Genomic DNA, 25722 nt, shown 5'->3' on the forward strand with positions numbered 1-25722 from the left:
GCCGCCGGGAGCGGGTGGCCCCCGGGCGTCTTCAGACGGTCCGCCGGCCGGCCACCGCGTGGTAGATCAGCAACACGATGATCGCGCCGATCACGGCCACGATCATGCTGTAGATGTTGAAGCCGGTCACACCGGCTCCGCCGAAGGCGCTGAACAGCCAGCCGCCGACCACGGCGCCGACGATGCCCAGGATGATATCGAGCATCACCCCCGAGCCCGTCTTGTTGACGAGCTTGCTGGCGATGAAGCCGGCGATCAGCCCGAGGATGAGCCAGCCGATGATCGACATGTTCCGCTCCAGATCGTTGCGCGGCAGGCCTCTTCAGGGAGGCTGCCATATCGGCAACAAGCGCGCAGGCCGCCTCGGGTTGCCATATGGGTCACACAAAGCCGGCCGGACTTCCGTGGGGCTGTCCCACGGATACCTTCGGGTCCGCTCACCGAGGTGCGTCCGGGGATGCCGCTCCGGAAAGCCCTCGCACAGTTCCAGACTTCCGGCTTTCGGAGTGTGGAAATCCGCCCTTCACTCGCGCGATGCGCGAGTTTGCCTCTTGCGCGGCGGGGCCGGGCCATGCGACCCACCTGCCATGCGCACCGCCTTCATCGGCGCCTACGGCTACGGCAACCTGGGCGACGAACTCTGCCTCATCGAGGCGATGCAGGAATTCCCGCCGGGAGAGCCTCCCTCCGGCGGCGCCTTCGCCTTCACGCAGAATCCCGCCTGGACGAATCGCTGCGTGCCGGGTCTTGCCGGTACCTTCGCCACGCTGGAGGAAATGCTGGCGCTGGATCCGCAGCGCGTCGTCTATGGCGGCGGCGGCATCGGCGGGCGGGCGGATTTCGAGGAGTACCTGCCCTGGATGGCGGCCGCGCTGGATCGCGGCATCCCTGTCCATGTCCACAACATCGGCATCGCCCGCATCGCCGGGGCGGGCATGGAGTACGGACCGGGCGAGGGCTGGCCGCACCCGCTGCTGGGCCGGGTGCTGGAGAACCTCGCCTCCTTCACCGTGCGCGACCACCGCTCGGTGGACATGGTGGCGGAATGGGGCGTGCCGGTGGTGCCGGGCGTCACCCGCTACCCCGAGCGCGCCATCGCGGCGGAGGGCGATCTCGCGGAGGCGATCCTGCCGCGTGGCCGGAAGCTGCTCGGCATCTCCATCATCAACACGAACCAGATGGCCCGCTGCCTGGAGGCGGATGGCGGCACGGTGCGCACCCTGCTCGCCCGCTTCCCCGACCATGCGGTGGTGCCGATCTGCTCCACCCTGCATGTCGATTCCGACGAGGAGGACGACGGCAGCGGCTTCCACCGCTTCGCCGGGATGTTCCTTGGGGACCGGGAGATCGTGGCGCCGCAGCTCACCGAGCGCGGCTTCTGGGGCAGCGAGGTCACGCCGCGCCGGCTGAAGGGCATCATCGCCCGGCTGGACACGCTGGTCTCGCAGCGCAAGCACAACTGCATCCACGGGCTGGGCGCCGGGGTGCCGACCATCGGCCTCTCGCCGATGGAGGATGACAGCGTGCGCCGCGTCTTCGTGACCCTGGCCAACCAGCTTCCCGCCGGCTCGGCCTGCATCGGGCTGGAGGAGCATCCGGGATGACGCCCGAACCCACCCTTTTTCTCGGCGAGTTCGGGCGCGGCGATCTGGCGGGCGAGGCGGCGCTGCAGCACGCCGCCGCACCGCTGGGCCGGGCCGCCCTCGTCGCCACCGACGATCCGGAGGCGACGGCGCGCATCCTGCCGCTCGCCAGCCTGCTGCCGCCGAACACCCCGACCCCGGCCGAGGCGCGGCGCGCCCTGCTGACCGGGCCCATGTCGGACCACAACCGGGCGGTGGACCTGATCCTGCGCCTGGGCCTGCTGCGCGGGCGGGGTTTGCGGACCGGGCTGCGCAGCCTCTCCATCTTCCCCTGGGGGCCGCTCTACCGCCCCGCGCCGGAGGTGCGCGCGGTGCTGGAGGCGCTGGACGAGGCCAGTGCCCGCGACCACCGCACGCTGGGCTCGATGGTGGAATGGCGCTGTCCCTGGTGGGCGGGGCTGGAAGCCTTCCCCGAGGGCGACCTGTTGCCGGAACTGCCCCAGGCTCCCCCTCCCGGCCCGAGGCTGGGCCTCTCGGTCAGCGACAGCCAGAAGACGCGCGAGGTCTTCGCGAAGCACGAAGCCCTGGTCGCGGAATACCTTGCCCCCTATGACGGCTGGACCGTGGTGCCCTTGCCGGTGGTGCGGCAGGGCGAGGGCGGCAGCGACGACCTGCGCGCCATCCGCGACTGCGCCGCCCGCTTCCTGCCCCGCTCCCCGGTCGTGGAGATTGGGCCGGAGGACGCCGCCTCCTGGCGGCGGGAGATGACCCCGGCCCGCTTCAAGGGCTGGGTCGCCGCCTGCGACCAGGTGATCGGCGGCCGCGAACTGCCGGTCGCCTTCGCCGCCAGCGCCGGCATCCCCTGTCTCGCCCTGGCGCCGCATGCCGACCACGAGGTCGGCCGTGCCGCCGGAACCCTCGCCAACCGCCTCGCGCCCGGCAGCCGCTACCGCGTGCTGCCGAGTTGAAGGGCGCGGCCATAGACCTGCCGCCGTGGCAGGCCGGTCGCCGCCGCCACCATCGCCGCCGCGTCGCGCAGCGAGGCCCCGGTGGCCAGGGCGGCGCGGATCTGCGCATCCAGGTCGGCCTCGCCGGGGACGGCCTCGTCCGGCGCCGGGCCGATCACCAGCACGATCTCGCCCCGCGGCGCATGCACGGCGTAATGCGTGGCGAGCTCGCCCAGGCTGGCCCGGCGCACCTCCTCGAAGCGCTTGGTCAGCTCCCGCGCCACCGCCGCCGGCCGGTCCGGCCCCAGCCCCTCCGCCAGGGCGGCCAGGGACTCCGCCAACCGGTGCGGCGATTCGTAGAGGATCAGCGTCGCCCGCAGCCCGGACCGCTCCAGCCCGGCGATGCGGCCGATCTCGACGGTGCGCGCCGCCGCCTTGGCCGGAAGGAAGCCGTGGAACAGGAAGGGATGCGGCGGCAGGCCGGACAGGGTCAGTGCCACCAGCGCCGCGTTCGGCCCGGGAATCGCGGTGACCGGCAGGCCCGAATCGATGGCGGCGCGGGTCAGGCGGAAGCCCGGATCGCTCACCAGCGGCGTGCCGGCATCGGAAACCAGGGCCAGCCGGGCGCCGCCCCGCAGCCTTTCCAGCAGCCGGGGCACCATGCTCGCCTCGTTGTGGTCGTGCAGGGGGATCAGACTGGTCCCTACCCCCTGGCGCGCGAGCATGGGTCCGGTCACCCTGGTGTCCTCGCACAGGATGGCGTCCGCCCCCTTCAGGGCGGCGACGGCCCGTGGCGAGAGGTCGCCCAGGTTGCCGATCGGGGTGGCCACCAGAACAAGGCCCGGAAGGCTGGCGCCGGAGCCGCCGCCCGGCGAGAGTCCGGGGGAAGCGTCATGTGTCTCGTCAGGAGGAAGCTCAGCCGGTGAAGCCGCAACCCCCTCGTCCTCGTCGCCGGCCATTTGGGAATTCCCCATCCCGGTCCCCGTTCTGGTCCCCATTCCGGCATCTCCCGCTGCTGGCTGCGGTCCTCGCACTCGGCGCCTGTGCCGCGCAACCCCGCAGCCCCGCGGCCGGCCCCTATGCGGCCGGCGCCACCGCCCCCAACGCGCCGGAGCCACCGCGCGCCAGGGTCGCGCTGCTGCTGCCCCTGTCCGGCAGCCAGGCGCCGCTCGGCCAGGCCATGCTGAACGCCGCCACCCTGGCCCTGTTCGAACAGGCGAGCCCCGGCGTGGACTTCGTGCCGCACGACACGCGCGGCAGCGCGGCCGGGGCGGCCGAGGCGGCGCGCGCGGCGGTTTCCGAGGGCGCACGGGTGATGGTCGGCCCCCTGACCTCGGGCGAGACCGGCGGGGCCGCCGCCGTGTCGCGCGCCGCCAGCATCCCGATGCTGGCCTTCACCAACGATGCGAATGTCGCGGGCAACGGCGTCTGGACCCTGGGCGTGACCCCGGCGCAGCAGGTCCGCCGCCTGATCAGCGCCGCCACCACGGCCGGGGTGCGGCGCATCGGCCTCGCCGCGCCGAACGGGGCCTATGCGCAGCAGCTCGCCGCCACGCTCCGCACCGCCAGCCAGGAGGCGGGGCTGCTGCCGCCGCTGATCTCCACCTATCCCGCCGGAGCCCTGCCGGCCATGGCGGCCAAGGACCTCGCGGCACGGCTGAAGCCCCCCGCCCCGGTCGTCGCCACCGATCCCGCCGCGCCGCCGCCGGTGGCCGTGCCGGAGGCCGATGCGATCGGCCTGCTGATCCTGGCCGAGGGCGGCAGCCGGGCGCGGCAGTTCGCCGCCGCCCTGGCCGAGGCCGGGGTGGTGGTGCCGCCGCTGCGCCTCGCCGGCACGGCGCTCTGGGCGCAGGACGCGGCCACGCTGGGCCAGGAGCCCGCGCTGGCTGGCGCCGTCTTCCCTGGCCCGGACAACACGGCGCACGAGCAGTTCAACAGCCGCTACCGGCAGGCCTTCGGCGACACGCCGCCGCGCCTGGCCGCCGTGGCCTATGACGCCGCGACCGTGGCGGCCCGGGCCACCCAGGGCGGGCCCAACGCCCCCGCCACCCTGCCGATCGGGGAGATCGTCCTGGGCGCCGATGGCGGGCTGCGCCTGAGCCCGGATGGCCAGACCCAGCGCGCCCTGGCCCTCTACGCCCTGCAGCCGGGCGGCGAGCCGCGGGTGGTGGAGCCGGCCACGCTGCCCGAGGCCGGGCTCTGACCGGCCCCGCCTGAACCGCGGCGTCGCGCCTGTTTCCGCTCCCCGGGGGAGGCGCCGCCCGCCCCCGGAACCCCTGTCGCCGGGGGCGTGGTATTTTCCTCCAGTCCCCGCCTGGGATTGGCCCGGGGTGGCGGGACTGCTGCGCCCCGATCCCGGCAAGGCGGCGGACCAACGGGGCCCTTTTCGAACCTTGTCCCGGCGTGACACCCGCCTGACAGATCCGTCACATAATCCCGGATGCCTCCCAACTCTGCTATCTGATATAGTAGCTTCGCTGCTGCGGAGATAAGCCCCGGACAGGGTGTCACGAAGGGCGGCGGTCGAGCCTGGACCGCGTGCAGCGCGTCCCGCGCGCGAATGGAACAAGTGAGCGATACCCCGGCCGCCAAGGCCGGGATTCCCGAAAAGCCGGAGGAAACCGATGTCGTCTGCTCTCGCGGCCGAAGGGACGCGTGTCGGCCGGGTGCGTTTCAGCATCGTGGCCATGCTCTTCGCGGTCACCATCGTGAACTATGCCGACCGCGCCACCCTGGCCATCGCCGGCCCCGTTCTGTCCAAGGACCTGGGCCTCAGCGCCGTGGAGATGGGCTTCGTCTTCTCCGCCTTCGGCTGGTCCTACGTGATCGGGCAGATCCCCGGCGGCTGGCTTCTCGATCGCTTCGGCTCGAAGAAAGTCTATTTCTTCAGCATCTTCATCTGGTCGCTCTTCACCCTGCTGCAGGGAGAGGTGGCCGTGGTCGGCCTCGCCGCGGCGGCCTATGCCCTCTTCGTGCTGCGCCTGCTGGTCGGCTTCGCGGAGGCACCGTCCTTTCCGGCCAACGGGCGCATCGTGGCCGCCTGGTTCCCGGCCAGGGAGCGCGGCACCGCATCGGCCATCTTCAACTCGGCGCAGTACTTCGCCACGGTGCTCTTCGCCCCGATCATGGGCTGGCTGACCTTCACCTACGGCTGGCCCTCCGTCTTCTACTTCATGGGCTTCCTCGGCATCCTGGTCAGCTTCGTCTGGCTGAAGGTGATCTACGATCCCAAGGATCACCCGCGCATCACCCAGGGTGAGCTGCGCTACCTGGAGGAAGGCGGCGCGCTGGTGAACATGGACCAGCCCGCGAAGGCCGGCGACCAGGCCAGGGCCGCGACCTTCCGCTGGTCCTACCTCGCGGACCTTGTCAGCAACCGGATGATGCTCGGCATCTATCTGGGCCAGTTCTGCATCAACGCGCTGACCTACTTCTTCATCACCTGGTTTCCCGTCTATCTCGTGCAGCAGCGCGGCATGTCGATCATGAATGCCGGCTTCGTCGCCTCCATCCCGGCGATCTGCGGCTTCCTCGGCGGCGTGCTGGGCGGCGTCTGGTCGGATTCCCTGCTGCGGCGCGGCCACTCGCTGACCGTGGCGCGCAAGGTGCCGATCGTCGCGGGCATGCTGCTGTCGATGAGCATGGTGATCTGCAACTACACCGACGAGCAGTGGCTGGTGGTGCTGATCATGGCGCTCGCCTTCTTCGGCAAGGGCATCGGCGCGCTGGGCTGGGCGGTGATCTCCGACACCGCGCCGCGCCAGATCGCGGGCGTCAGCGGCGGGCTGTTCAACATGTTCGGCAACATCTCCTCGATCACCACGCCGATCGTGATCGGCTATATCATCCAGACCACCGGCTCCTTCAACGGCGCCCTGGTCTTCGTCGGTGCCAACGCGCTGGTGGCGATGCTCAGCTACCTCGTCATCGTCGGACCGATCCGGCGCATGGAGCTGCGCTGAGCGGCCGGATTGCCCGATGCCGGTGCGCGTGATGGGATGCCCGGCATGGCACGGCGCAGGACAGCGGCGATATCCGGCGACCCGGCCGGGGAGCAAGCCGGGCCGGGGCTGAGCATCCGCCTCGACCCCGCCCCCGGGCTCCGCATCGGGCCGGGGAAGGTACGGCTGCTGGAGGAGATCGGCCGCAACGGCTCGATCTCGGCCGCCGGTCGGGCGCTGGGCATGTCCTACCGCCGTGCCTGGGAGCTGGTGGAGGACCTCAACCGGGGCCTGGGCCGGCCCGTGGTGGAGACGGCGGCCGGCGGGGCCGGCGGCGGCGGCACGCGGCTGACCCGGCTCGGCGAAAGGGTGATCCGCGAGTACCGATCCATCGAGGCAGAGGCCCATGCGGCCGCCCTGCCGCGCCTCCTGGCCCTGCTCCGGCCCGAGGAGGACGGGGAGCCCGGCGGGGCCTGATGGGGCCACCCCCTGGCTACCCCCTGGCCACCCTCTGGCCACCTGGCGGCAACCCGTGGCGCGGCGGATTCGTTTTCCTTCCACCACGGTGCTCCGCAAGCATCGTGACCCCTTATCGGCGAACGACCATGCGGAAGGAAACAGGATGAGCACCACGATCGGCGACCCCAACCTCTCCGGCATCCCCGCCGTGAGCACGCCGGCGAGCCCGGAAGGCGACGTGCCGAACCGCCTGATCTCGGCCAGCAAGGTCGAGGGCACGGCCGTCTACAACCGCGAGGGCGAGCGCCTCGGCACCGTCGAGGACGTCATGCTCGACAAGGTCAGCGGCAAGGTGGCCTTCGCGGTAATGAGCTTTGGAGGCTTCCTCGGCATCGGCGAGAAGTACCACCCGCTGCCCTGGTCCACCCTGACCTACGACACCGCCCAGGGCGGCTATGTCGTGGACATGACGCGGGAACAGTTGCAGTCCGCACCTTCCTACGGGGCGGATGAAGGCATCGACTTCAACGACGATGCCTATGGGCGTCGGGTCTACGACTACTACAAGGCACCCTACTGGAACGCCGGCTTCTGAACGGCGATCCGGTCCGGTGGCTGGAAAGGGGGCGGAGGAAACTCCGCCCTTCTTCATGCCGGCCTTTCCGCGGAATGATGGCTGCGCCCGCTGCGCTCGCCGGGCCGGCGATGGACGCCGCCCCTGATCTGTTGCATGGGCCGGCGCCGGGCGAACCGCGCCCGGATGGGACAAGGCAGGGATGTGATGGCAGCAGCGGAGACGAGCCAGGTGGCGGCACGGATTGGGATCCTGGGGATCGCGGGCCGCATGGGTGTCCTGCTGGCCGAGGAAAGCGCGAAGGCCGGTGCCATTGTCTCCGGTGGCACGCGCCGTTCCGGCGAGGTCGGGCCCTACCGCATCTTCCCCGATGCCGCTTCCCTCTGCGCAAACAGCGACGTGGTGATCGACTTCACCCGCGCGGAGGCCGTGGAGGCGCACCTCGCCGCCGCGATAGCGGCGAAGCAGCCCCTGGTGCTGGGCACCTCCGGCCTTTCCGCGGTGCAGGAAGCCGCCGTGGCCGAGGCGGCGACACAGATCCCCATCGTCTATGCGGCCAATTTCGCGCCGGGCGTGAACCTGCTTTTCGCCCTGGCCGAGCGCATGGCGGCGGCGCTGCCACCGGAGCAGTACGATGCCGAGATCGTCGAGATGCACCATCGCCAGAAGGTGGACGCCCCCTCCGGCACGGCGGTGGCGCTCGGCCGTGCCGTGGCGCGCGGGCGCGGCACCACGCTGGAAAAGGCAGGCACCGAGAGCGGCCGCGATGGCCATACCGGTCCGCGCCGCACCGGCGCCATCGGCTTCGCCGCCTTGCGCGGTGGGCAGGTGGTGGGGGAGCACACGCTCCTCTTCGCCGCCGGCACCGAGCAGATCGCCCTGACCCACCGCTCCTTCGACCGCCGCGTCTATGCCACCGGCGCGGTGCGGGCAGCGCTCTGGCTCCTGGGCCAGTCCCCGGGCCTTTACGACATGAAGCACGTGCTGGGCATGGGCTGATCCGGCGGGTTCCAGGGGCGTTGCGCTTCGTGGTTGGCCGCCGGGGGAGAGGCTCCGCCTCTCGCCCCGGGGACAGAGCGACGCAGGAAGTGATGCGTGACCGCCGACGGGATTTGACCCGGCGCCGGCGGGACGGCATGAGCCTTCACCATGTCCCTCGACCCTGATGCCCTGATCGACCGGCGCCGCCTGAAGCGGAGCAGGGCGCTGTGGCGCGGCGGCGCCGTGCTGGCGGCCCTGGCGCTCCTGGCCGTGCTCTTCGCGCCCCGGGACATGGAGGGGTTCGGCACCGGCTCGCCCGTGGCGCGGCTGGTGGTCAGCGGCACGATCACCGACGACCGCGACGTCGTCCGGGCGGTGGACCGCGCGGCGGAACGGGCCGGGACGCGTGCCTTGCTGCTGTCCATCGACAGCCCCGGCGGCACGGTGGCGGGGGGCGAGGCGCTGTATTCGGCGCTCATGCGCTTCCGCGAATCCGGCAAGCCGGTGGTGGCGGTGATGGGCGGCACGGCGGCCTCGGCGGCCTACATGGTCGCCATGCCGTCGGAGCGCATCTTCGCGCGCGATGCCACGCTCACCGGCTCGATCGGGGTGCTGCTGCAGAGCTTCAACGTGAACCAGCTGATGGACACGCTGGGGGTGAAGGCGGAGACGCTGACCTCCGGCCCGCTGAAGGCGCAGCCCAGCCCCTTCTCGCCGCTGACCGAGCAGGGGCGGGAGGTGCTGCTGGGCGTGGTGGCGGATATCCAGTCGCGCTTCGTGGAGATGGTGGCCAAGGGCCGCAACCTGCCGGAAGCGCGGGTGCGGGAGCTGGCGGACGGGCGAATCTACACCGGGCGGCAGGCTTTGGCCCTCGGCCTGGTGGATGCCATCGGCGGCGAGCGCGAGGCCCGGGCCTGGCTGAAGGAGAAGCACGGCATCCCGGAAACGCCCGAGGCGCGTGACCTGGATACAACGGGACGGCGTGGACTGTCGCGCTACGTCACCTCCTTCGCGAAAAGCCTTGTTTCCGAAGGGCTTGCATCGATCGGGATCGTTGACGGCGCCCTGGCGCTTTGGCAGCCTGCCGCACGCTGACCGGCTGCGGGGGGTTTTGGACGGGATGACCAGATCGGAGTTGATCGCCGCGCTGGCCGCGGCGAACCCTCATCTGCGCCAGCCCGATGTGGAACTGATCGTGGCCACCATCCTGGAGGAAATCTCCGCCGCCCTGGCACGGGGCGACCGGGTGGAGTTGCGCGGTTTCGGCGCCTTCACCGCCAAGCGCCGCGATCCCCGGACCGGCCGCAACCCCCGCACCGGCGAGGCGGTGGAGGTCACCGGCAAGGCGGTCCCCTATTTCAAGCCGGGCAAGGAGTTGCGGGAACGGGTCAATGGCGGCCCGTTGCAGAGCCGGGGCGGCAAGGAACGCCCGGTCGCCGGGGACTGAGGCGCGGTCACGGGCGCGGGTCGCGGAACCGCCAGGGCGCGTGGCCGCAGGCCCGGCCAGGCGGAGCCGGAAGGCGGCCCCCGGGGTGCCCCCGGCACCCCTCGTTCCCGGCACTTTCCTGGCAGCGGAGCCGGCCTCTCCCCGTTTTGCCCTTCCGGACGCTCCGAGGGCCTTGCCCCTGCGGCCCAAGGGGGGCACTTCTCCGGAAGCCTGGGGATCGGCGGGGCTGAAACAGAAGCGGAGTGACGAAGACGATGTGGCGCTGGCTGTTGATCGGGCCCCTTTTGCTTGTCCTGGTGCTGTTCGCCCTGTCGAACACGGCGCCGGTCCCTGTCCGTTTCTGGCCCTTCGACCTCGCCTGGGAAACGCCGCTCGCCGTCGCGGTGCTGTCGGTTTCCGCCTTCGCCTTCCTGCTGGGCGCGCTGGTGACCTGGATGGCCTCGCTGGGCGCCCGCCGGCGGGCGCGGCGCCTGGCCCAGACGGTGCGACAGCTCGAATCGGAACTGGCGCAGCTGCGGGCCCAGGTGGTGCGGCAGGTGCCGGAGGGCGGCGAGGCGATGGGACGCCGCCCCGCCAAGGTTGCGCTACCGGCCCCCTGAGCGAGCCCCTATAACCCCGGCAGCCGGCCGGGCCGGAGCGGACCTGCTTCCGCACCGCGCGATCCGGCCGGCTTCTTCCTTCGCCTCCCGCCCATGCCCGCCCCGAGGCAAGGGGCGACCCAGACCCGTCCCGTTGCCCCCGAGGTGCCTATGCCCCTGATCGCCCGCCCCCGCCCCGGCCGGAAGCAACTGATCGTGGCCATCGACACGCCCGACCCGGCGAAGGCCGCCAGCCTGGCGCGGCACCTTTCGCCCGAGGTGGGGCTGCTGAAGCTCGGGCTGGAGTTCTTCGTGGCTGCCGGACCCGGCGCGGTGCGCGACGTGGCCGGGGAGATGCCGGTCTTCCTGGACCTCAAGCTGCACGACATCCCCAACACCGTGGCCGGCGCGGTCCGCTCGGCCTGTGCGGTGCGGCCAGCCATGCTGACCATCCACGCGGCGGGCGGGGCGGCCATGGTGGCGGCAGCGCGGCGGGCGGCGGAGGAGGCTGGCGGCGAGGCGCGCCCGGCCATCCTGGCGGTGACGGTGCTGACCAGCCTGAGCGCCGCCATGCTGGCCGAGACCGGCGTGTCCGGCGGCACGTCGCAGCAGGTGCTGCGCCTGTCGCGGCTGGCGCTGGAGGCCGGGGCGGACGGGCTGGTCTGCTCGCCGCACGAGGCCGCGCTGATCCGCAACGCTTTCGGCGACCGGCCGATGCTGGTGGTGCCGGGGGTGCGGCCCGCCGGTGCGGAACCGGGCGACCAGTCGCGCGTGGCCACGCCCGCCGACACGATCCGCGCCGGTGCGGACTGGATCGTGCTGGGCCGCCCGATCACCAATGCCGCGGACCCCGTGGCGGCGGCGCGGGCGGTGGTGGCGGAACTCGCCCCGCTGGGCGACGCGCCCTGAGGCCCCGGCGATGACGCTGGTCAAGGTCTGCGGCATCAACGACCCCGCCGCCATGGCGGCGGTGCGCGAGGCGCGGGCCGAGATGCTGGGCTTCGTCTTCTTTCCCCCCTCGCCCCGCGCGATCTCGCCGGAACGGGCCGCCGAGCTCTCCGCCCTGGCGCCTGCCGCCGCGGAAGGCGGGCCGCTGCGGGTGGGGCTCTTCGTCGATCCCTCCGAGGAGGCGGTGGCGGCCGTGCTCGCCGCCGTGCCGCTGGACATGCTGCAACTGCATGGGGCGGAAACCCCGGAACGCTGCGCCGCGCTGCGTGCCCGCTTCGGCCTGCCGGTGATGAAGGCGCTGGGGATCGCCGTGCCGGAGGACCTCGCCGCCCTGGCCGGCTACGCCCCTGTGGTGGACCGCTTCCTGCTCGACGCCAAGCCGCCCGCCGGGGCCACCCTCCCCGGCGGCAATGCCGTCACCTTCGACTGGCGCCTCCTGGCCGGACGGAACATCCCGCGCCCCTGGCTGCTGGCCGGGGGGCTCACCCAGGCCAATGTCGCGGCGGCGGTGCGGCAGGCCGGCGCCCCGGGGGTGGACCTTTCCTCGGGCGTGGAGCGCGCGCGCGGGGTCAAGGACCCGGCGCTGATCGCCGCCTTCGTGCAGACGGTGCGCGAGGGCGGCCGGGCGGGCTGATCCGGCCGCGCTTCCCGTCGGCCTCGCCCCACACCGGCTCCGGCGCTCCCGCGGTCCTCAGCCCAGTGCCTGGCTGACCAGGGCGAAGCGGCGCAGCGTGCCGTCCGGGCGTGGCGGCGTGCCGTGCGCCATGCCGGTGGCGGGCCCGGCATCCTCCAGCCCGAGGCTCCGCAGCCAGCCGGGCAGGCCGGTTTCCGCCGGCACGTCCAGCCGGATGAACTGCCCGGGACGCGAGGACAGCCAGTGCGCGACCAGCGCCCGCGCGCCGCCTTCGTCCGGCGCCACCACCGGGCCGATCACCTGCCCATGGCCGAATCGGCGCAGCAGCGCGAAGCCCACCGCCTCGCCCTCCCGCTCCAGCACCACGCCCTCCGCCACGGACAGCAGCGCCGCGATCAGCGCCTGGCGCGGCATGCCGGTGGCGCGCTCGTCCAGCGCCGCCAGCACGGTGCCGTCGCGGGAGTCCAGGGGGCGCAGCCGGTGCCCGGGCGGTGGCGCCACCGATGGCGGGGAGAAGGATGCGCCCTGGAGCTGGCGGATCTCCCATCCCGGTGCGAAGCCCAGGGAGCGGTAGAGCGGCAATCCGTCGTGCGTGGCGTTCAGCAGCACGGTGCGGCGTCCCAGCCGGTCCAGCACGGCTGCGGTCAGCGCGCGGCCGATGCCGCGTCCCCGCGCCGCCTCGGAAACGATCACCAGCCCGAGCGTGGCGAAGCCCGGCCCATAGCGCCAGCCGAGCGCCGTGCCGGCGAGTTGTCCGTCATGCTCCGCCGCCACCCCTTCGCCGAGTCCGAGGACGAAGCGCCAGTCCTCTTCCCGGTGCGGCCAGCCCTGGGCGGCGGAAAGGGCCCGGGCCGCCGGCAGGTCCGACAGGGCCAGGGAGCGCAGGATGGGGCGCGCGACCGCGCCGCCGGGCGGGGGGCTTTCCTGCCGGTTGGCCATGCGTCACTCCTCGGATCTCGCCATGCTCACCGGAGAGGCCCCCCCCAGGAAGGCGCCGGCACCGGAGGAACAGCCATAGAGGCGGGACGGCGGCAAGGGCATCCGTTTTCGCGCCGCCCCGCCAAAGGGGAATGCACGCGGCCCGGACTTCGCGGATAGGATCGCCCCCGTCCCGGCCAGCGCCGGATTCGGATGGAAAGGCAGCGCCCCATGCCCCGCCTGCGCCCCAGCTTCATCACCTTCGACTGCTACGGCACGCTGACAAACTTCCGGATGGGGGAGGTGGCGCGCGCGCATTTCGCCGGCCGCGTGCCGGCGGCGGAGATGGACGCCTTCCTGGGCAGTTTCAGCGCCTATCGCCTCGACGAGGTGCTGGGCGCCTGGAAGCCCTATGCGGAGGTGCTGGACAACGCCATCCGCCGCACCTGCCGCAAGCACGGCATTGCCAGCCAGGAGGGCGACGGCGACGTCTTCTACCGCGCCGTGCCGGGATGGGGGCCACATCCGGACGTGCCGGAGCCGCTGAAGCGCGTGGCGAAGGAATTCCCGCTCGTCATCCTCTCCAACGCCTCGGACGAGCAGATCCACAGCAACGTGGCGAAGCTGGAAGCACCCTTCCACGCCGTCTTCACCGCCGAGCAGGCGCAGTCCTACAAGCCGCGCATGAAGGGCTTCGAATACATGCTCGACCGGCTCGGCACCCGGCCGGAGGAGGTGCTGCATGTCTCGTCGAGCTTCCGCTACGACCTGATGACGGCTCATGACCTCGGCATCACCATGAAGGCCTGGGTCAACCGCGGGCACGAGCCGCGCGGCAACACCTTCTACGGCTACCACGAGATCCCCGATATCGGCGGCCTGCCGGGCCTGCTCGGCCTCTGAGCCGGTAGGCGCCGCCCACCGGGTCGCGCCTCACGGTCTGGCGTTGCGCTGTCCCGGGGGACAAGGCTCCGCCTTTTCCCCCGGCCCCCCTTATCCGCCAGGACACTGCGTGCCCTGGACCCGATGAGTTGGTTCTCGCTGACGCCGGATCGCGCCGGAGAGCATGGCTCTCCGGCGGACTGCCGGTGCCACGGGCGTGGACACGGTATGCGGGTCAAGGCCTACGGGCAAAGCGAACTGCTGCGCAACAAGACCGACAAACTGGACGCAGCCTCAATCGCCCGGTCCTGCCGGGCACATGACCCTTCGGCCTGGGTGCCACCGGCCACTCATCTGCGGGAGTTGCGCGAATTGGTGCGCCGCTGCGAGGGGCTGAAGGTCGCAAGAGTCCAGGAGATAAATCGCCAGAAGTCCGGAACGGCATCACCTGCGGTTGCTGCTTCGATCGCGGCTCACCTGGATTGGCTGGATCGGGAGATCGAAGCTGTCATGGATGCGGTGCAGGAAGTGGTGGCATCCGATCCTGTGCTGAGCCGTAACCATGAGCTGTTGTTGAGCATACCAGGGATCGGGACAGTCACTGCCCCTGTGCTGCTGGCCGAAGTGCCAAACATTGATAGGTTCCCCCCGAAGGGCCTTGCAGCCTTTGCCGGCTTGTCCCCTCAGGAGTACAGCTCCGGCAGCACAGTACGCCGCCCAGGCCGCATCAGCAGGATGGGAACGGAGCGCCTTCGTCGTGCGCTGTACATGTGTGCGCTTAGCAGCAGGCGCCGCAATCCTGCCTTGGCCGGCTTCGTGCAGCGCATGAGGGCGGCGGGTAAGCCCCCAAAAGTCATTCTATTGGTGATCGCTCGGAAGCTCCTGGTCTTCGCGCACGCGATAGTTCGATCGCAAAGGCCTTTTGCATTGGAAGCCGAGAACCATGACGGTCATCTAATCCGGCATCTAATCCGGGGAAGCACCGGGTAAGGTGGACAGCAGACTTAGCTTCGGCGGCAAGCCGCTTCCGAAAGGCCCTTAGAACCCGTTTCATAACGGCTGAGGCGGGATGAGCGGCGGGAGTTCTGCGCGTTCGGAGGGTGTCTGACGTCCTTCGAGGTGGCCCATGTGGACCCCTGCCGCCCGCGCGCAGCTTGCGCGCGGCTCCCAGCCTTATGCAACGTGCCTAACCGATGCCGAGTGGGCCCTGGTCGAGCCCTTCTTGCCAAGCCCTGCAAAGACCGGACGACCCCGGTCCTGGCCGATGCGGCGGGTGGTCGATGCGATCCTCTACGTGCTCCGTACCGGCTGCGCCTGGGCGCATCTGCCCCGCGACTTCCCGCCGCCCGGGACCGTGCACCGTTGGTTCCTGCGCCTCTCGCGCCGGGGCACCTTCGAGCGACTGGCGCACGCCCTCATCATGGCCGACCGCGAGCGGGTCGGCCGAGAGGCCTCACCGACAGCGGCGGTGTTGGACGCCCAATCCGTCCGCTCGGGCGGTGTCGGCGTGAAAGGTGTCCGCGGCTACGATGCCGGGAAGAAGGTGACGGGCCGCAAGCGCCACGCCCTGGTGGACACGGACGGTAGGCTCCTGCTCGCCGCCATCTCGCCCGCCTGCCTGCATGACAGCCGAGGGGGTGCGGCCCTCCTGGCCATGTCGCGCCGCCCTTGGCCGTTCCTGGCCCGCTGCTTCGCCGACCGCGCCTACGCCGGTCCGCGGGTCGCCCGAGCCTCCCCCGTCGCCGTTACCATCATCGGCAGCGCACCCGGCCAGAAAGGCTTCGCCGTGCAACCCAGGCGCTGGGTGGTGGAGAGGTCCTTCGCTTGGTTCGGCCGCTGCCGACGCCTCGCTCGCGATCACGAGGCCACCGTCGGTTCCGCCGTCGCCTTCTTCACCCTCGCCGCCGCCATGATCCTCGTCCGGCGTCTGGCTCAGCCGTTATGAAACGGGGTCTTAACGAGCAGACACGGTCAGCCCTTGGCCAAACCTAGCAGGTGACCGAAGCGGCGCCGTACGGCGCCGTAGCACTCGCAGGCGACGGCTTCGAGGCCGTCGCGATCGGCGATCACGATCCGGCCCTGGCCGTAGCGGATCAGTCCAGCTTGCTGGAACAGCCGAGCCGCCACGGTGACGCCAGGACGGTGCACGCACAGCATCAGGGCGAGGAATTCCTGCGTCATCGGGAACTCGTCGCCCTCGGCCCGGTCGTGGGCCATCAGCAGCCAGCGCGCCAGCCGCTGGTCCAAGGCGTGGTGGCCGTTGCAGGCCGCGGTCTGGGTGACCTGCTCCTGGAAGGCCAGGGCGTAGCGCATCAGCAGCCGCTCCAGCTCGGGGATCTCCTCCAGGGACTGTTGGAAGGCGCTGGCGCCCAGCCGCAGCATGGTACCGGGTCCCTGCACCAGGGCCTCCACGGCGCCGCTATCAACTCCCAGCAACAGGGGCAGGCCAATCATGCCCTCGTTGCCGATGAGGCCGACCTCGGCGGAGTTGCCGTCCGCCAGCAGTGCCAGCATCGAGGCCCAGCCCACCTCGGGAAAGTAGACCGCCGTGATCGGCTCGTCCGGCATCATCAGGTTCTGCCGGAGGGCCATCTCGACCGGCTCCAGCTGGGGCCAGAGCCTATTGAGGCTCTCGGCTGGGAGGGCAGCGAGCAGACGGTTGCGCGGCACGGGTGCGGACGAATGGGCCAAGAACAGATCCCAGGCGACAGGTGTCGGCGGGAGTGCTTGGCATCTCTCAGCCACCCGCGCCGGAGGGTCTCCGCGGGTGATGCCCAAGACATAGGGGACAGAAGGTCTTGAGCAAACCCTCGGCCCAGAATTATTGGTGAATCGCATCTCCCCCCGTTGGATCCGATGATGCTGGCTTGCCCGTGCCAAGTGTACGGAAGCCGACAGTCAACCGCTGCCGTGACTGGCAGGGGAGAGGCCCTGCGAACGTGTTACGTGGAGCCTGCGAGTGTCGACGGAGCCTGCCACCGGTGCCACACCGAACCTGGACGGGCACACCTCCTCCGAGACGTCCTCACCCTGGGTGGACGGAGGCGGGCATCAGCCTGATGAGCTATCGTCCGACTCTGTCGCGGCCCTCAGAGCCGAGAACAGGATCCTGCGGGCGAAGCTCGAGCACGCCGAGCGGCTGCTGCACAGCGCGACCGACTACGCCGTGATCACTATGAACCTCGGCGGGCAGATCACCGGCTGGAACGCCGGGGCACGCGCCATCCTGGGCTACGCTGAGCCCGAAATCCTCGGCCGCTCGGGCGAGGTGTTCTTCACCGCTGAGGACCGCGCCGCCGGCGTATTCGTGGGCGAGCTGTGCCGGGCGAGGGAGCACGGGCGCGCGCTCAACGAGCGCTGGCACCTGCGGCGTGACGGCGCCCGCTTCTGGGCCAGCGGGTCGATGATGCCGCTGACCGACGGCGACGGGCGCGTGGAGGGCTTCCTCAACGTGTTCCGCGACGACACCGCGGGCCGGACCGAGGAGGAGCGCCGGGCATTGCGGCTGGCCGAGATGGGGCACCGGGTAAAGAACGTCCTGGCCACCGTGCAGGCGGTCGCGGGCCAGACCCTGCACCGGGCCGGCGTGAGCCCGGAGGTGCGGGACGTGCTGACCGCCCGGCTAATCGCCCTGGCGCGCTCGCACGAGCTGCTCACCAGCGGCGACGGGGACGGGGCTCCGCTGGCCGAGGTGGTGGAGCGCGCACTGCTCCCTTACGGCGACGCCGACCGCGTGACCCTGGAAGGCCCGCCGGTACGGCTGCCGGCCAGCGCGGTGGAGATGCTCGGGCTGGCCTTCCACGAGCTGGCCACCAACGCGGCGAAGTACGGCGCGCTGTCGGTGCCCGAGGGCGGCGTGGCTGTCCGCTGGAGCCTGCGCAAGGGCAAGGGGGGCAGCCGGTTCGTGGATATCCTGTGGCGCGAGCACGGCGGCCCGCCCGTTATCCCGCCGCCCAGCCGTGGTTTCGGTTCGAGGCTGCTGGAACGCGGGCTGGTGCATGATCTCGGCGGCACGGTGAAGCTCGGCTTCCATCCCGAAGGCGTGGAGTGCCACATCTGCTTGCCAATCAGCGTGGAAGCAGACTGACATCGTGGACGGAAGCGATGGCCCGCTTTCGGTCGGGAGCACGTATACCCTCTCATCCCTCTTGCCCTTCAACACGGTATCTTTCTTTTCAGGCACCCCGCGTCTCCACCTGCGCCCAGGGATCAACCCGAGGGCTGACGGCCACCATGTGGAGCCAACGCAAGCCCGGGGTCCGGGGACCGGCTTCGGTCCCCGGCGAAGAGGGGGTCCGGGGCGAGAGGCAGAGCCTCTCCCCCGGGGGCCAACCCGGAGCGCGACGTGGACCGGTCAGCCGCGCGCGGCGGTGACCACCACCTCGATCAGCGTGTCCGGTCCGAGATCGGCGACGCCGATGGTGGCGCGGGTCGGCAGGTCCTCCGCGCCGAACCATTCGGTCCAGGCGGCGTTCATCTCGTCCTTCAGCGCCATGTCGGTGATGTAGAGCGTGGCGGCCAGGACCTTGCCCTTGTCGCTGCCGTTCTCCTCCAGCAGCTTGCCGACCTTGGTCAGGATCTGCGCGGTCTGGCCCTTCATGGAAAGGGAACGGTCGTCGGCGACAATGCCGCCGAAATACAGCACGCCGTTATGCTCCACCACGCGGTGCATGATGGGGGTGCGGGCATGGCGTCGGATCATGGAATGACTTTCAGTTGGTGGCAGGAATTCCGGGCGGCGCCTCCGGCCACCCGGCCGGCGGAAAGTGCCCTGCTGCCTGCCGCCGCCGGATGCCGGCGGCGGCAGGCGCTCAGGCCACTTCCTCTGGCGGCAGGGCAGCGAGCTCGCCCACCGTCAGCGGCTTGAAGGGCGCGCGGGGGCGCAGGGTCCCGGCATCCTCGATGGAGATGCCCCGCTCCGCGGCGATCAGCGCCGCCACGGTGGTGCCGCACATCCGCCCCTGGCAGGGTCCCATGCCCGCGCGCAGATAGGCCTTGGCCTGGTTGGGACCGGTGGCACCCAGGCGGGCGGCGAGGCGGACCTGCCCCGCCGTGACCTCCTCGCAGCGGCAGACGACTGTGGCGTCGTCGCGCGGGGCCAGAACCTCCGGTGCCGGGGCATAGAGCGCATCGAGGAAGGGGCGCAGCGACAGCGCGGCGGCGAGGGCGGCGTGATACGGTCCGGCGCGGTGGTCGCGCTCGGCCTCGGAGATCCGGCCCAGCCGCCGCGCCGCGTCCAGAGCCACGAGCCGCCCGGTGGCCAGCGCCGCCTCCCAGCCGCCGATACCACCGCCATCGCCCGCGATGGCGATGCGCTCCTGGCTGGTGGCGCCCCAGGCATCGAGCACCGGGCGCCAGCAGAGCTGCGCCGTGTCCCAGCGGTGCTCCAGCCCGATGGCGCGCGAGACATGGGTGGAGGGGATCACCCCCTCATGCAGCAGCAGGGTGTCGCAGGGCAGGCTGCCGCTCTCCCAGCGCACGCGCTCGACCCGCGCCTCGCCCTCGGCACGGAGGCCGCGGACGTTGCGCACCACCCTGAGCCCGCGTCGCTTCGCCTCGCGCACCAGGGCAAGGCCCTTGAGCAGCAGCCCGCGCCCGTTCCACAGCCCGCCGGGATGCCGCAGCCCGACCCCGGCCGCGCCGCCGCGCGTGGTTTCCAGCAGGGTCACCGGCCCCGCCCCGGCGCGCAGGAGCTGCACCGCCAGCAGCCAGGTGAGCGGCCCCTGCCCGGCCAGGACCACCGGCCCTTGCGGCACCGCGCCCGCGGTCTTGAGCAGGATCTGCGCCGCGCCCATGCCCATCACGCCCGGCAGCGTCCAGCCAGGGATCGGCACCGGCCTTTCCTGCGCTCCGGTCGCCAGCAGCACGCGCCGCGCCTCGATCTCCGAGGAAGCGCCGCCATGCAGCACCGAAAGCAGCCCGGCTTGCCGGTCGAGGTGCCAGAGCGTGGTGGAGGGGCGGTAGCCGATGCCCTTCGTGGCCCGGAACTGGCGCGCCAGCGCGGCGCCCTGGGTGGCGAATTCGCCCTGGAGGGCCGGGTCGCCGGAGGCGGCCTCCACGGCGCGGAAGACCTGCCCGCCCGGCGCCGGCTGCTCGTCCAGCACGGTCACGGAAAGGCCCAGTGCCGCCGCCTCGATGGCGGCGCCCATGCCGGCCGGACCGGCACCGACGATGGCCAGATCGACAATGGAACCGGCGGCCATCACGCGCCCTCCCCCACCATCTCCGGCCGCGCCCGGCGTGCGCCCTGCTGCGGCACGATCCGCATGCCCGGCGCCACCGTCACCATGCAGGACTGCCGGTTGGCCACGCCGTCGATCTCGGCGAGGCAATCGAAGCAGACGCCCATCATGCAGTAGGGCAGGCGCGGCGAGCCCTTCACCGGCGTGCTGCGGATGGCGGGAAGGCCCGCCAGCAGCACGGCGGCGGCGGCGGAAGCGCCTTCCGGCACCTGCACGCTGCGCCCATCCACGAAGACCTCCACCTGCGCCGCGCCGGGCGCGCGGGCCTCAGGCCGCTGTGCGAACATCGTTGAAACGCCTTGCGCTGAAGGGGGCCATCTCCGGCGGAAGCTCGCCGGCGGCGATCATCGGGGCCAGCCGGTTGGCATGCGCCCCGGCCAGGGTGACGCCGGAATGGCAGTTGGCGGTGAAGGCGCCGGGGAAGCGTTCGGACTGCTCGTAGAGCGGCAGCCCGTCCGGCGACATGATGCGCAGCGCCGACCAGGCGCGCACGATGTTCAGCTCGGCGATCCAGGGAAAGGACAACACTGCGCGCCGTGCCATGCCGCGCATGATGCCGGGCGTCTGGGTCAGGCTGTCGTAGCCCGCCTCCTCCTTGCTGTCGCCCATCATCACCGAGCCCTCGTCGGTCTGCCGCACCGTGGTGGTGGGCATGGGCAGCAGCATGCGGGTGCGCTCCGTCACCAGCACCTCGCCCCGCTGCGGCCGCACCGGCGCGGACAGGCCGAAGCGCGGCGCCAGCTCCAGGTTGCCCAGCCCGGCCGCCAGGACCAGTCGCGGCGCGCGATGCGCCTCGCCCGCCGCCGTCACCGAGAAATCGCCCGGCGCGGCGGTGCTTTCCTCGACCTTCGCGTTCGGCTTGTACACGCCCCCGGCCTCGCGGAAGGCGGCGTGCAGCCCGCGCAGGAGGTAGAGCGGGCTGGCATGGCCGTCATAGGGCGTCCAGCTCGCGCCCACGACCGCCTTGCCGATGCCGGGCATCATGTCGCGGACCTCGGCATGGCGCAGCATGCGGTATTCCATGCCGAGATTCCCGGCCTCCCGCTGCAGCCGCGCCATGTAGCCGGCGCGGGCCTCGAACTCCTCCTCGGAGAGGCAAATATGCAGGCCGCCCGGCTGGTGCAGCGCCGTGTCGAGCCCGGTGCGCTCCGCCAGCTCCCGCGCCAGCGCCGGCCATTCCTCGGCCGAGCCGCGCGTCCAGCGCTGGTAGTGCGGCGCGCCCAGCCCTTTGGACTGGACCCAGACCAGGCCGAAATTGCCGCGGCTGGCGCGGTGGGCGACATCGCCCTCATCCAGCAGCAGCGTCGCGAGGCCCTGCTTCGCCAGGCCATAGGCGATGGCGGTGCCCACCAGCCCGCCGCCCACCACGATCGCGTCGTGGGTGCTCATCGGTTATCGTCCTTGTTGCAGCGGGGATGCCTTGTCGGGCCCCGGGGAAGGCTCTGCCTCCCCCAGCCCCCCTCCGCCGGGGAGACAGTGTCTCCCCGGACCCCGCCTGAGTTTGGCGCCGCCTGGAACGCCGGGGCCGGATGCATTTCCGGTGCTTTGGCGGACAGGCGGGACTCATGGAAGTAACAGACCGGCCTCAGCGCGCGTGGCACCGGCAGTTGCCGAAGGGCGAGGCCCTTCGGCGCGATCCGGCAACAGCTGGAATCAGCGAATGGGAGGTCCAGGAACCTCAGGTTCCTGGCGGATAGGGGGTCAGGGGGAAAGGCGGAGCCTTGCCCCCGGGACGGCGAGACGCCGGACAACGCAACGCGCATCACCGCCGCTCCCCGGTCAGCAGACGATCGATCGGGTAGAACCGATCCAGCACCACCAGCACCAGCGCGGTCAGCCCGATCAGCGCGGCGGAGACGGCGGCCACGAGCGGGTCCGTCATCTGGTCGATATAGGTGAAGAGCCGCACCGGCAGCGGGGTGGAGGAGGGCGAGGCAAGGAAGAGGCTCACCGTCAGCTCGTCGAAGCTGGTGATGAAGGCCAGGATCCAGCCCCCCGCCACGCCGGGCAGGATCAGCGGCAGGGTGATGCGGCGGAAGACGGTGAGGCGCCCGGCGCCCAGGCTCTCGGCGGCGCGTTCGACACGCGGGTCGAGACCGGCGAGGCCGGCGGTCACCAGCCGCACCATGTAGGGTGTCACCACGATCAGGTGCGCCGCCACCAGCCCGGCAAAGGAGCCCGCGAGGCCGAGGCCGGAGAAGAAGCGCAGCAGCGCCACGCCCAGCACGACATGCGGGATCATCAGCGGCGAGACCAGGAAGGCCGCGATGGCGTCGCGGCCAGGAAAGCGCCCACGTGCGATGGCCAGCGCCGCCGGTACGGCGATCAGCGCGGAAAGCGTGGCCGAGACGAGGCCGAGTTGCAGGCTGACCCAGAAGCTGTCCAGGAACTGCGGATTTTCGGCGATGGCCCGGTACCAGCGCAGCGATGCACCGTCGAAGGGCATCGCCATGAAGCCCTTGTCGGTGAAGGAGACCAGGATCACGACCACCAGCGGCGCCAGGATGAAGGCGATGAAGAGCCAGTGGAAGGCCAGGGACAGCGGACCGTTGCGGTTCATGCCCCGACTCCCAGCCGGCGCAGCGCGCGGCGTTCCACCAGCCGCGTCCAGAGCAACGTGCAGAGCAGGATGGCAATGAGCAGCAGCACGGCGATGGCGGCGCCCAGCGGCCAGTTCAGCGTGTTGAGGAACTCGTTGTAGGCCATGCTGGCCACCACGCGCAGCCGCTTGCCGCCCAGCATGGCGGGCGTGGCGAAGGCGGAGGCCGAGAGGCAGAAGACCATCAGCGCGCCGCCGAGAACGCCCGGCATGATGTTGGGCAGGATCACCCGGCGGAAGGTGGTGAGGCGCCCGGCGCCGAGGCTTTCCGCCGCGCGGGCCAGGGCGGGGTCGAGCCGCCCCAGGCTGGCCCAGACGGACAGCACCACCAGCGGCACCATGACATGGACGAGGCCGATGACGATGGCGAGCTCGGTGAACATCAGGCGGAAGGGCGCGCCGGGGATGCCAATGGCCACCAGCGCGTCGTTGACCAGCCCGTTGGTGCCGAGCAGCACCATCCAACCGAAGGTCCGCACCACGACGGAGACCAGCAGCGGCCCGACCACCACCAGCAGCATCAGCCCGCGCCAGCGCGGCGCCATGCGGTGGACGATCCAGGCCTCCGGCACGCCGATCAGCAGGCAGATGGCGGTGGTGACGAGGGAAAGGCGGAAGGTGCGCTCCAGCACCTCGCGGAACAGCGAATCCGTGGCTAGGTCGGCGTAGTTGGCCAGGTTCCAGCGCGGCAGGATGCCCTTGTCGAAATCGAAGCCCTGCAGGCTGAGCACAGCAACGCCGATCAGCGGCAGCAGCAGCACCAGCGCATAGACGAGGCCCGAGGGCAGCGTCAGCAGCAAGGGGGAGGCGAGGCGCCTGCTCATACCGCCCCCCTCATGCCGCCAGCCGGCGCAGGCTGTGCGCGTCCCAGTCCAGGGAAACGGGGGAACCTTCCTCGACCGGCGCGGCGCCGGTGTTCTGCGCCGTCACCATGACCGCGCCCAGCGCCGTATCGACGCGGTAGAGCCAGGAGCCGCCCAGGAAGACACGCGAATGCACCTCGCCGCGCAGCCCGGGCTCGGTGGCGGGACGCAGGCGCAGGCGTTCCGGGCGGATGGTCAGCAGGATGTCACCGGGGGCGGCGGCGAGTTCCGGCGGCAGGGCGAAGCGGTGCCCGCCGGCCTCGGCCTCGCCCCGCCCGGTGGCACGGGCCGGCAGGCGGTTGCTGCGGCCGAGGAAGTCGGCGACGAATTCGCCCGCCGGCTCCTCATAGGCACGCCAGGGCGCGTCGATCTGCATCAGCCGCCCGCCCTGCATCACCGCCACGCGATCGCAGAGCGCCATGGCCTCGTGCTGGTCATGCGTCACCATGACGGTGGTGACGCCGACGCGGCGCTGCAGCTCGCGCAGCTCCACCTGCATCTCCTCGCGCAGCTTGGCGTCGAGGTTGGAGAGCGGCTCGTCCAGCAGCAGCAGGCGCGGCTCGATCACCAGGGCGCGCGCCAGGGCCACGCGTTGCTGCTGCCCGCCCGACATGTTGCGCGGGAAGCGGTCGGCCAGGTGCGCGAGATGAACAAGGTCCAGCGCCTCGCGCACCCGCTTCGCGCGCTCCGCCTTCGGCACCTTGCGCATCTCCAGCCCGAAGGCGACGTTCTCCGCCGCGGTCATGTGCGGAAAGAGCGCGTAGGACTGGAAGACGATGCCCATGCCGCGCTTCGCCGCGGGCACGGCGGCGAGGTCGCGGCCCTCCAGCACGATGCGCCCGGCACTCGGCGCCTCGAAGCCCGCGATCATCTGCAGCGTGGTGGTCTTGCCGCAGCCGGAGGGGCCGAGCAGGCCCAGGAACTCCCCCTGGGCCACGCGGATGGTCACGTCCTGCACCGCCGTGACGGGGCCGTACTGCTTGCCGACCCCGTCCAGTTCCAGAAAGGCGGGCGCCATGCTCAGCGCTCGACCTCACGCTGCCAGCGGCGCGTCCACTCGGTGCGGTTCTTGTTGATCACGTCCCAGTCCATGGTGACGAGCTGCTTCACCTGGTCCTCGCCATAGATGACGCGCCTGGCGACATCCTCGGGCAGCTTCACCTCCTTGTTGGTGGGGCCGGAGCCGTAATAGGTGGAGAAGGCCACCTGCACGGCGGGCGAGAGCAGGTGCGCGACGAATTTCTGCGCCAGCTCCGGCTTCGGCGCGCCCTCCACGGCGCAGGTCGCGGTCATCAGCACCACCGCGCCCTCCTTGGGCCGCACGATCTCCAGCGGGAAGCCGGATTCCTTCATCGCCGCGACGCGGGAGGAGCCCCAGACGGAGAGCCAGATCTCGCCGGACTGGAACATCTCGCTCATCTTGCCCGGGCTGCTCTCATAGGCGAGCACGTTCGGGTTGATCTTCTCGCGCATCACCTTGAAGCCCGGGGCGATGTCGTTCTCGCCGCCGCCATTGGCGCGGGCCATCATCACCAGCGTGTGCAGGCCATAGGTGTTGTCGATGCCGGGGATGGAGAGGCGCTGCTTGTATTCCGGCTTCGCCAGATCCATCCAGGAGGCGGGAACCGGCAGGTTGCGCTGCTTGAACAGGTCGGCGTTGTAGGCGATGCCGGTATAGCCGAAGCCGGTGCCCACCGCCTTGCCGCCGCCCATCACCGCGATGGGATAGACGCTGTCCAGCGCCTTCCGGTCCGAGACCTGCTGGCAGAAGCCGAGCGAGACGGCCTGGGCCATCGGCCCGTCATCCAGCAGCACGACGCCGATCTCCTGCCGCCCGCGCTGGGCCTGCAGCCGTGCCAGGCTGTCCGAGGAGTTGCCGGCGAGGTAATCGACCTTGACGTTGTTCGCCTTCTCGAATTCCGGGATCACGCTTTCCCGCATGATCTTCTCGTAGGAGCCGCCATAGGCCGCCACCACGAGCCGGTCCTGCGCCGAGGCCGTGCCCGCCGCACCGATCGACGCCCCCATCAGGGCCGTCGCCGCCAGAAGCAGTCTGCGCATCATTGTCGTCTTCCCTGCTGCCATCCCCGGGCCATCCCCGGACGCCCGATCCGTTGCTGCACGTG

Annotated in this window: 28 protein-coding genes; 16 read left to right on the plus strand and 12 right to left on the minus strand. The window is 71.3% G+C overall.

The window, feature by feature from the left end:
• Positions 1 to 31 precede the first annotated feature (31 nt).
• Positions 32 to 289, minus strand: coding sequence for a GlsB/YeaQ/YmgE family stress response membrane protein (locus CTJ15_RS16960; RefSeq protein ID WP_019462935.1), 258 nt, complete (start codon positions 287 to 289; stop codon positions 32 to 34).
• A gap of 298 nt (positions 290 to 587) precedes the next feature.
• On the opposite strand from CTJ15_RS16960, the gene CTJ15_RS16965 reads away from it, so the two are divergent.
• Together CTJ15_RS16965 and CTJ15_RS16970 are read left to right on the plus strand one after the other, a co-directional pair.
• Positions 588 to 1604, plus strand: a complete 1017-nt coding sequence (locus CTJ15_RS16965) for a polysaccharide pyruvyl transferase family protein (RefSeq protein ID WP_019462934.1) — start codon at positions 588 to 590, stop codon at positions 1602 to 1604.
• Positions 1601 to 2551 carry a polysaccharide pyruvyl transferase family protein gene (locus CTJ15_RS16970; protein ID WP_099781748.1) on the plus strand — a complete coding sequence of 317 codons (951 nt, stop codon included), beginning with the start codon at positions 1601 to 1603 and terminating at the stop codon, positions 2549 to 2551. Before CTJ15_RS16965 ends, CTJ15_RS16970 begins: the two co-directional genes overlap by 4 nt.
• Here CTJ15_RS16970 and rsmI read toward each other — a convergent pair.
• Complete coding sequence (rsmI, locus tag CTJ15_RS16975; RefSeq protein ID WP_099782192.1) at positions 2530 to 3489, minus strand: 16S rRNA (cytidine(1402)-2'-O)-methyltransferase; 960 nt, start codon at positions 3487 to 3489, stop codon at positions 2530 to 2532. The two genes, CTJ15_RS16970 and rsmI, sit on opposite strands and share 22 nt — an antisense overlap.
• On the opposite strand from rsmI, the gene CTJ15_RS16980 reads away from it, so the two are divergent.
• The 10 genes from CTJ15_RS16980 to CTJ15_RS17025 all read left to right on the plus strand — a co-directional run bounded on the left by CTJ15_RS16980 (position 3453) and on the right by CTJ15_RS17025 (position 12092).
• A complete protein-coding gene (locus CTJ15_RS16980) occupies positions 3453 to 4733 on the plus strand; it encodes a penicillin-binding protein activator (RefSeq protein ID WP_193009609.1) in 1281 nt (426 codons plus the stop codon). The genes rsmI and CTJ15_RS16980 overlap by 37 nt on opposite strands.
• A 421-nt stretch (positions 4734 to 5154) precedes the next feature.
• A complete protein-coding gene (locus tag CTJ15_RS16985) occupies positions 5155 to 6492 on the plus strand; it encodes an MFS transporter (protein ID WP_019462930.1) in 1338 nt (445 codons plus the stop codon).
• A 45-nt stretch (positions 6493 to 6537) separates the two neighbouring features.
• Positions 6538 to 6948 (plus strand): winged helix-turn-helix domain-containing protein, encoded by a 411-nt coding sequence (locus CTJ15_RS16990; RefSeq protein ID WP_369923590.1) that lies wholly within the window; start codon positions 6538 to 6540, stop codon positions 6946 to 6948.
• A 145-nt stretch (positions 6949 to 7093) separates the two neighbouring features.
• The gene (locus CTJ15_RS16995) at positions 7094 to 7525 is read left to right on the plus strand and encodes a PRC-barrel domain-containing protein (RefSeq protein ID WP_019462928.1); all 432 of its coding nucleotides are present in this window, start codon (positions 7094 to 7096) and stop codon (positions 7523 to 7525) included.
• A 186-nt stretch (positions 7526 to 7711) separates the two neighbouring features.
• Positions 7712 to 8503 carry a 4-hydroxy-tetrahydrodipicolinate reductase gene (dapB, locus tag CTJ15_RS17000; RefSeq protein ID WP_075822939.1) on the plus strand — a complete coding sequence of 264 codons (792 nt, stop codon included), beginning with the start codon at positions 7712 to 7714 and terminating at the stop codon, positions 8501 to 8503.
• A gap of 150 nt (positions 8504 to 8653) precedes the next feature.
• The gene (gene sppA / locus CTJ15_RS17005; RefSeq protein ID WP_019462926.1) at positions 8654 to 9580 is read left to right on the plus strand and encodes a signal peptide peptidase SppA; all 927 of its coding nucleotides are present in this window, start codon (positions 8654 to 8656) and stop codon (positions 9578 to 9580) included.
• A 25-nt stretch (positions 9581 to 9605) separates the two neighbouring features.
• Positions 9606 to 9932 carry an integration host factor subunit beta gene (gene ihfB, locus CTJ15_RS17010; RefSeq protein ID WP_019462925.1) on the plus strand — a complete coding sequence of 109 codons (327 nt, stop codon included), beginning with the start codon at positions 9606 to 9608 and terminating at the stop codon, positions 9930 to 9932.
• 242 nt (positions 9933 to 10174) lie between these two features.
• Positions 10175 to 10531, plus strand: coding sequence for a LapA family protein (locus CTJ15_RS17015; protein WP_226945968.1), 357 nt, complete (start codon positions 10175 to 10177; stop codon positions 10529 to 10531).
• Positions 10532 to 10681: 150 nt separating this feature from the next.
• Entirely contained in the window at positions 10682 to 11419 is a 738-nt protein-coding gene (pyrF, locus tag CTJ15_RS17020; RefSeq protein ID WP_019462923.1) for an orotidine-5'-phosphate decarboxylase, read from the plus strand.
• A 10-nt stretch (positions 11420 to 11429) separates the two neighbouring features.
• The gene (locus tag CTJ15_RS17025; protein ID WP_099781750.1) at positions 11430 to 12092 is read left to right on the plus strand and encodes a phosphoribosylanthranilate isomerase; all 663 of its coding nucleotides are present in this window, start codon (positions 11430 to 11432) and stop codon (positions 12090 to 12092) included.
• A gap of 57 nt (positions 12093 to 12149) precedes the next feature.
• Here CTJ15_RS17025 and CTJ15_RS17030 read toward each other — a convergent pair whose 3' ends face one another.
• A complete protein-coding gene (locus tag CTJ15_RS17030; protein WP_083755686.1) occupies positions 12150 to 13031 on the minus strand; it encodes a GNAT family N-acetyltransferase in 882 nt (293 codons plus the stop codon).
• A gap of 210 nt (positions 13032 to 13241) precedes the next feature.
• Here CTJ15_RS17030 and CTJ15_RS17035 point away from each other — a divergent pair, with 210 nt between their 5' ends.
• From CTJ15_RS17035 to CTJ15_RS17045, 3 genes are all read left to right on the plus strand, one after another.
• On the plus strand, positions 13242 to 13913 hold the full coding sequence (locus CTJ15_RS17035; RefSeq protein ID WP_019462920.1) for a haloacid dehalogenase type II: 672 nt from the start codon (positions 13242 to 13244) through the stop codon (positions 13911 to 13913).
• A 207-nt stretch (positions 13914 to 14120) separates the two neighbouring features.
• Positions 14121 to 14882, plus strand: coding sequence for an IS110 family transposase (locus CTJ15_RS17040; protein ID WP_193009610.1), 762 nt, complete (start codon positions 14121 to 14123; stop codon positions 14880 to 14882).
• A 136-nt stretch (positions 14883 to 15018) separates the two neighbouring features.
• Complete coding sequence (locus CTJ15_RS17045; RefSeq protein WP_099780839.1) at positions 15019 to 15837, plus strand: IS5 family transposase; 819 nt, start codon at positions 15019 to 15021, stop codon at positions 15835 to 15837.
• A 26-nt stretch (positions 15838 to 15863) separates the two neighbouring features.
• Here CTJ15_RS17045 and CTJ15_RS17050 read toward each other — a convergent pair whose 3' ends face one another.
• Positions 15864 to 16583, minus strand: a complete 720-nt coding sequence (locus tag CTJ15_RS17050; protein ID WP_226945969.1) for a Crp/Fnr family transcriptional regulator — start codon at positions 16581 to 16583, stop codon at positions 15864 to 15866.
• Positions 16584 to 16851: 268 nt separating this feature from the next.
• On the opposite strand from CTJ15_RS17050, the gene CTJ15_RS25160 reads away from it, so the two are divergent.
• Positions 16852 to 17979, plus strand: a complete 1128-nt coding sequence (locus CTJ15_RS25160) for a sensor histidine kinase (protein ID WP_289781964.1) — start codon at positions 16852 to 16854, stop codon at positions 17977 to 17979.
• A 267-nt stretch (positions 17980 to 18246) separates the two neighbouring features.
• Here the strand turns inward: CTJ15_RS25160 and CTJ15_RS17060 are convergent, their stop codons facing one another.
• The 8 genes from CTJ15_RS17060 to CTJ15_RS17095 all read right to left on the minus strand — a co-directional run bounded on the left by CTJ15_RS17060 (position 18247) and on the right by CTJ15_RS17095 (position 25657).
• Positions 18247 to 18594 (minus strand): RidA family protein, encoded by a 348-nt coding sequence (locus CTJ15_RS17060; RefSeq protein WP_099781752.1) that lies wholly within the window; start codon positions 18592 to 18594, stop codon positions 18247 to 18249.
• A 109-nt stretch (positions 18595 to 18703) separates the two neighbouring features.
• On the minus strand, positions 18704 to 20095 hold the full coding sequence (locus CTJ15_RS17065) for an NAD(P)/FAD-dependent oxidoreductase (protein ID WP_099781753.1): 1392 nt from the start codon (positions 20093 to 20095) through the stop codon (positions 18704 to 18706).
• On the minus strand, positions 20095 to 20421 hold the full coding sequence (locus CTJ15_RS17070) for a (2Fe-2S)-binding protein (protein WP_019462033.1): 327 nt from the start codon (positions 20419 to 20421) through the stop codon (positions 20095 to 20097). Before CTJ15_RS17070 ends, CTJ15_RS17065 begins: the two co-directional genes overlap by 1 nt.
• Positions 20402 to 21523 carry an FAD-binding oxidoreductase gene (locus CTJ15_RS17075; RefSeq protein ID WP_075823588.1) on the minus strand — a complete coding sequence of 374 codons (1122 nt, stop codon included), beginning with the start codon at positions 21521 to 21523 and terminating at the stop codon, positions 20402 to 20404. The genes CTJ15_RS17070 and CTJ15_RS17075 overlap by 20 nt, the downstream gene beginning before the upstream one ends.
• A 373-nt stretch (positions 21524 to 21896) precedes the next feature.
• Positions 21897 to 22694, minus strand: coding sequence for an ABC transporter permease (locus CTJ15_RS17080; RefSeq protein WP_019462031.1), 798 nt, complete (start codon positions 22692 to 22694; stop codon positions 21897 to 21899).
• The gene (locus CTJ15_RS17085; protein ID WP_019462030.1) at positions 22691 to 23557 is read right to left on the minus strand and encodes an ABC transporter permease; all 867 of its coding nucleotides are present in this window, start codon (positions 23555 to 23557) and stop codon (positions 22691 to 22693) included. The genes CTJ15_RS17080 and CTJ15_RS17085 overlap by 4 nt, the downstream gene beginning before the upstream one ends.
• Before the next feature lie 10 nt (positions 23558 to 23567).
• Entirely contained in the window at positions 23568 to 24614 is a 1047-nt protein-coding gene (locus CTJ15_RS17090; RefSeq protein WP_019462029.1) for an ABC transporter ATP-binding protein, read from the minus strand.
• Positions 24615 to 24616: 2 nt separating this feature from the next.
• Positions 24617 to 25657, minus strand: coding sequence for an ABC transporter substrate-binding protein (locus CTJ15_RS17095; RefSeq protein ID WP_026033355.1), 1041 nt, complete (start codon positions 25655 to 25657; stop codon positions 24617 to 24619).
• Between the last annotated feature and the right edge of the window lie 65 nt (positions 25658 to 25722).

It is taken from the genome of Roseomonas sp. FDAARGOS_362, from assembly GCF_002754815.1.
Classification (GTDB): Bacteria; Pseudomonadota; Alphaproteobacteria; order Acetobacterales; family Acetobacteraceae; genus Roseomonas; species Roseomonas mucosa.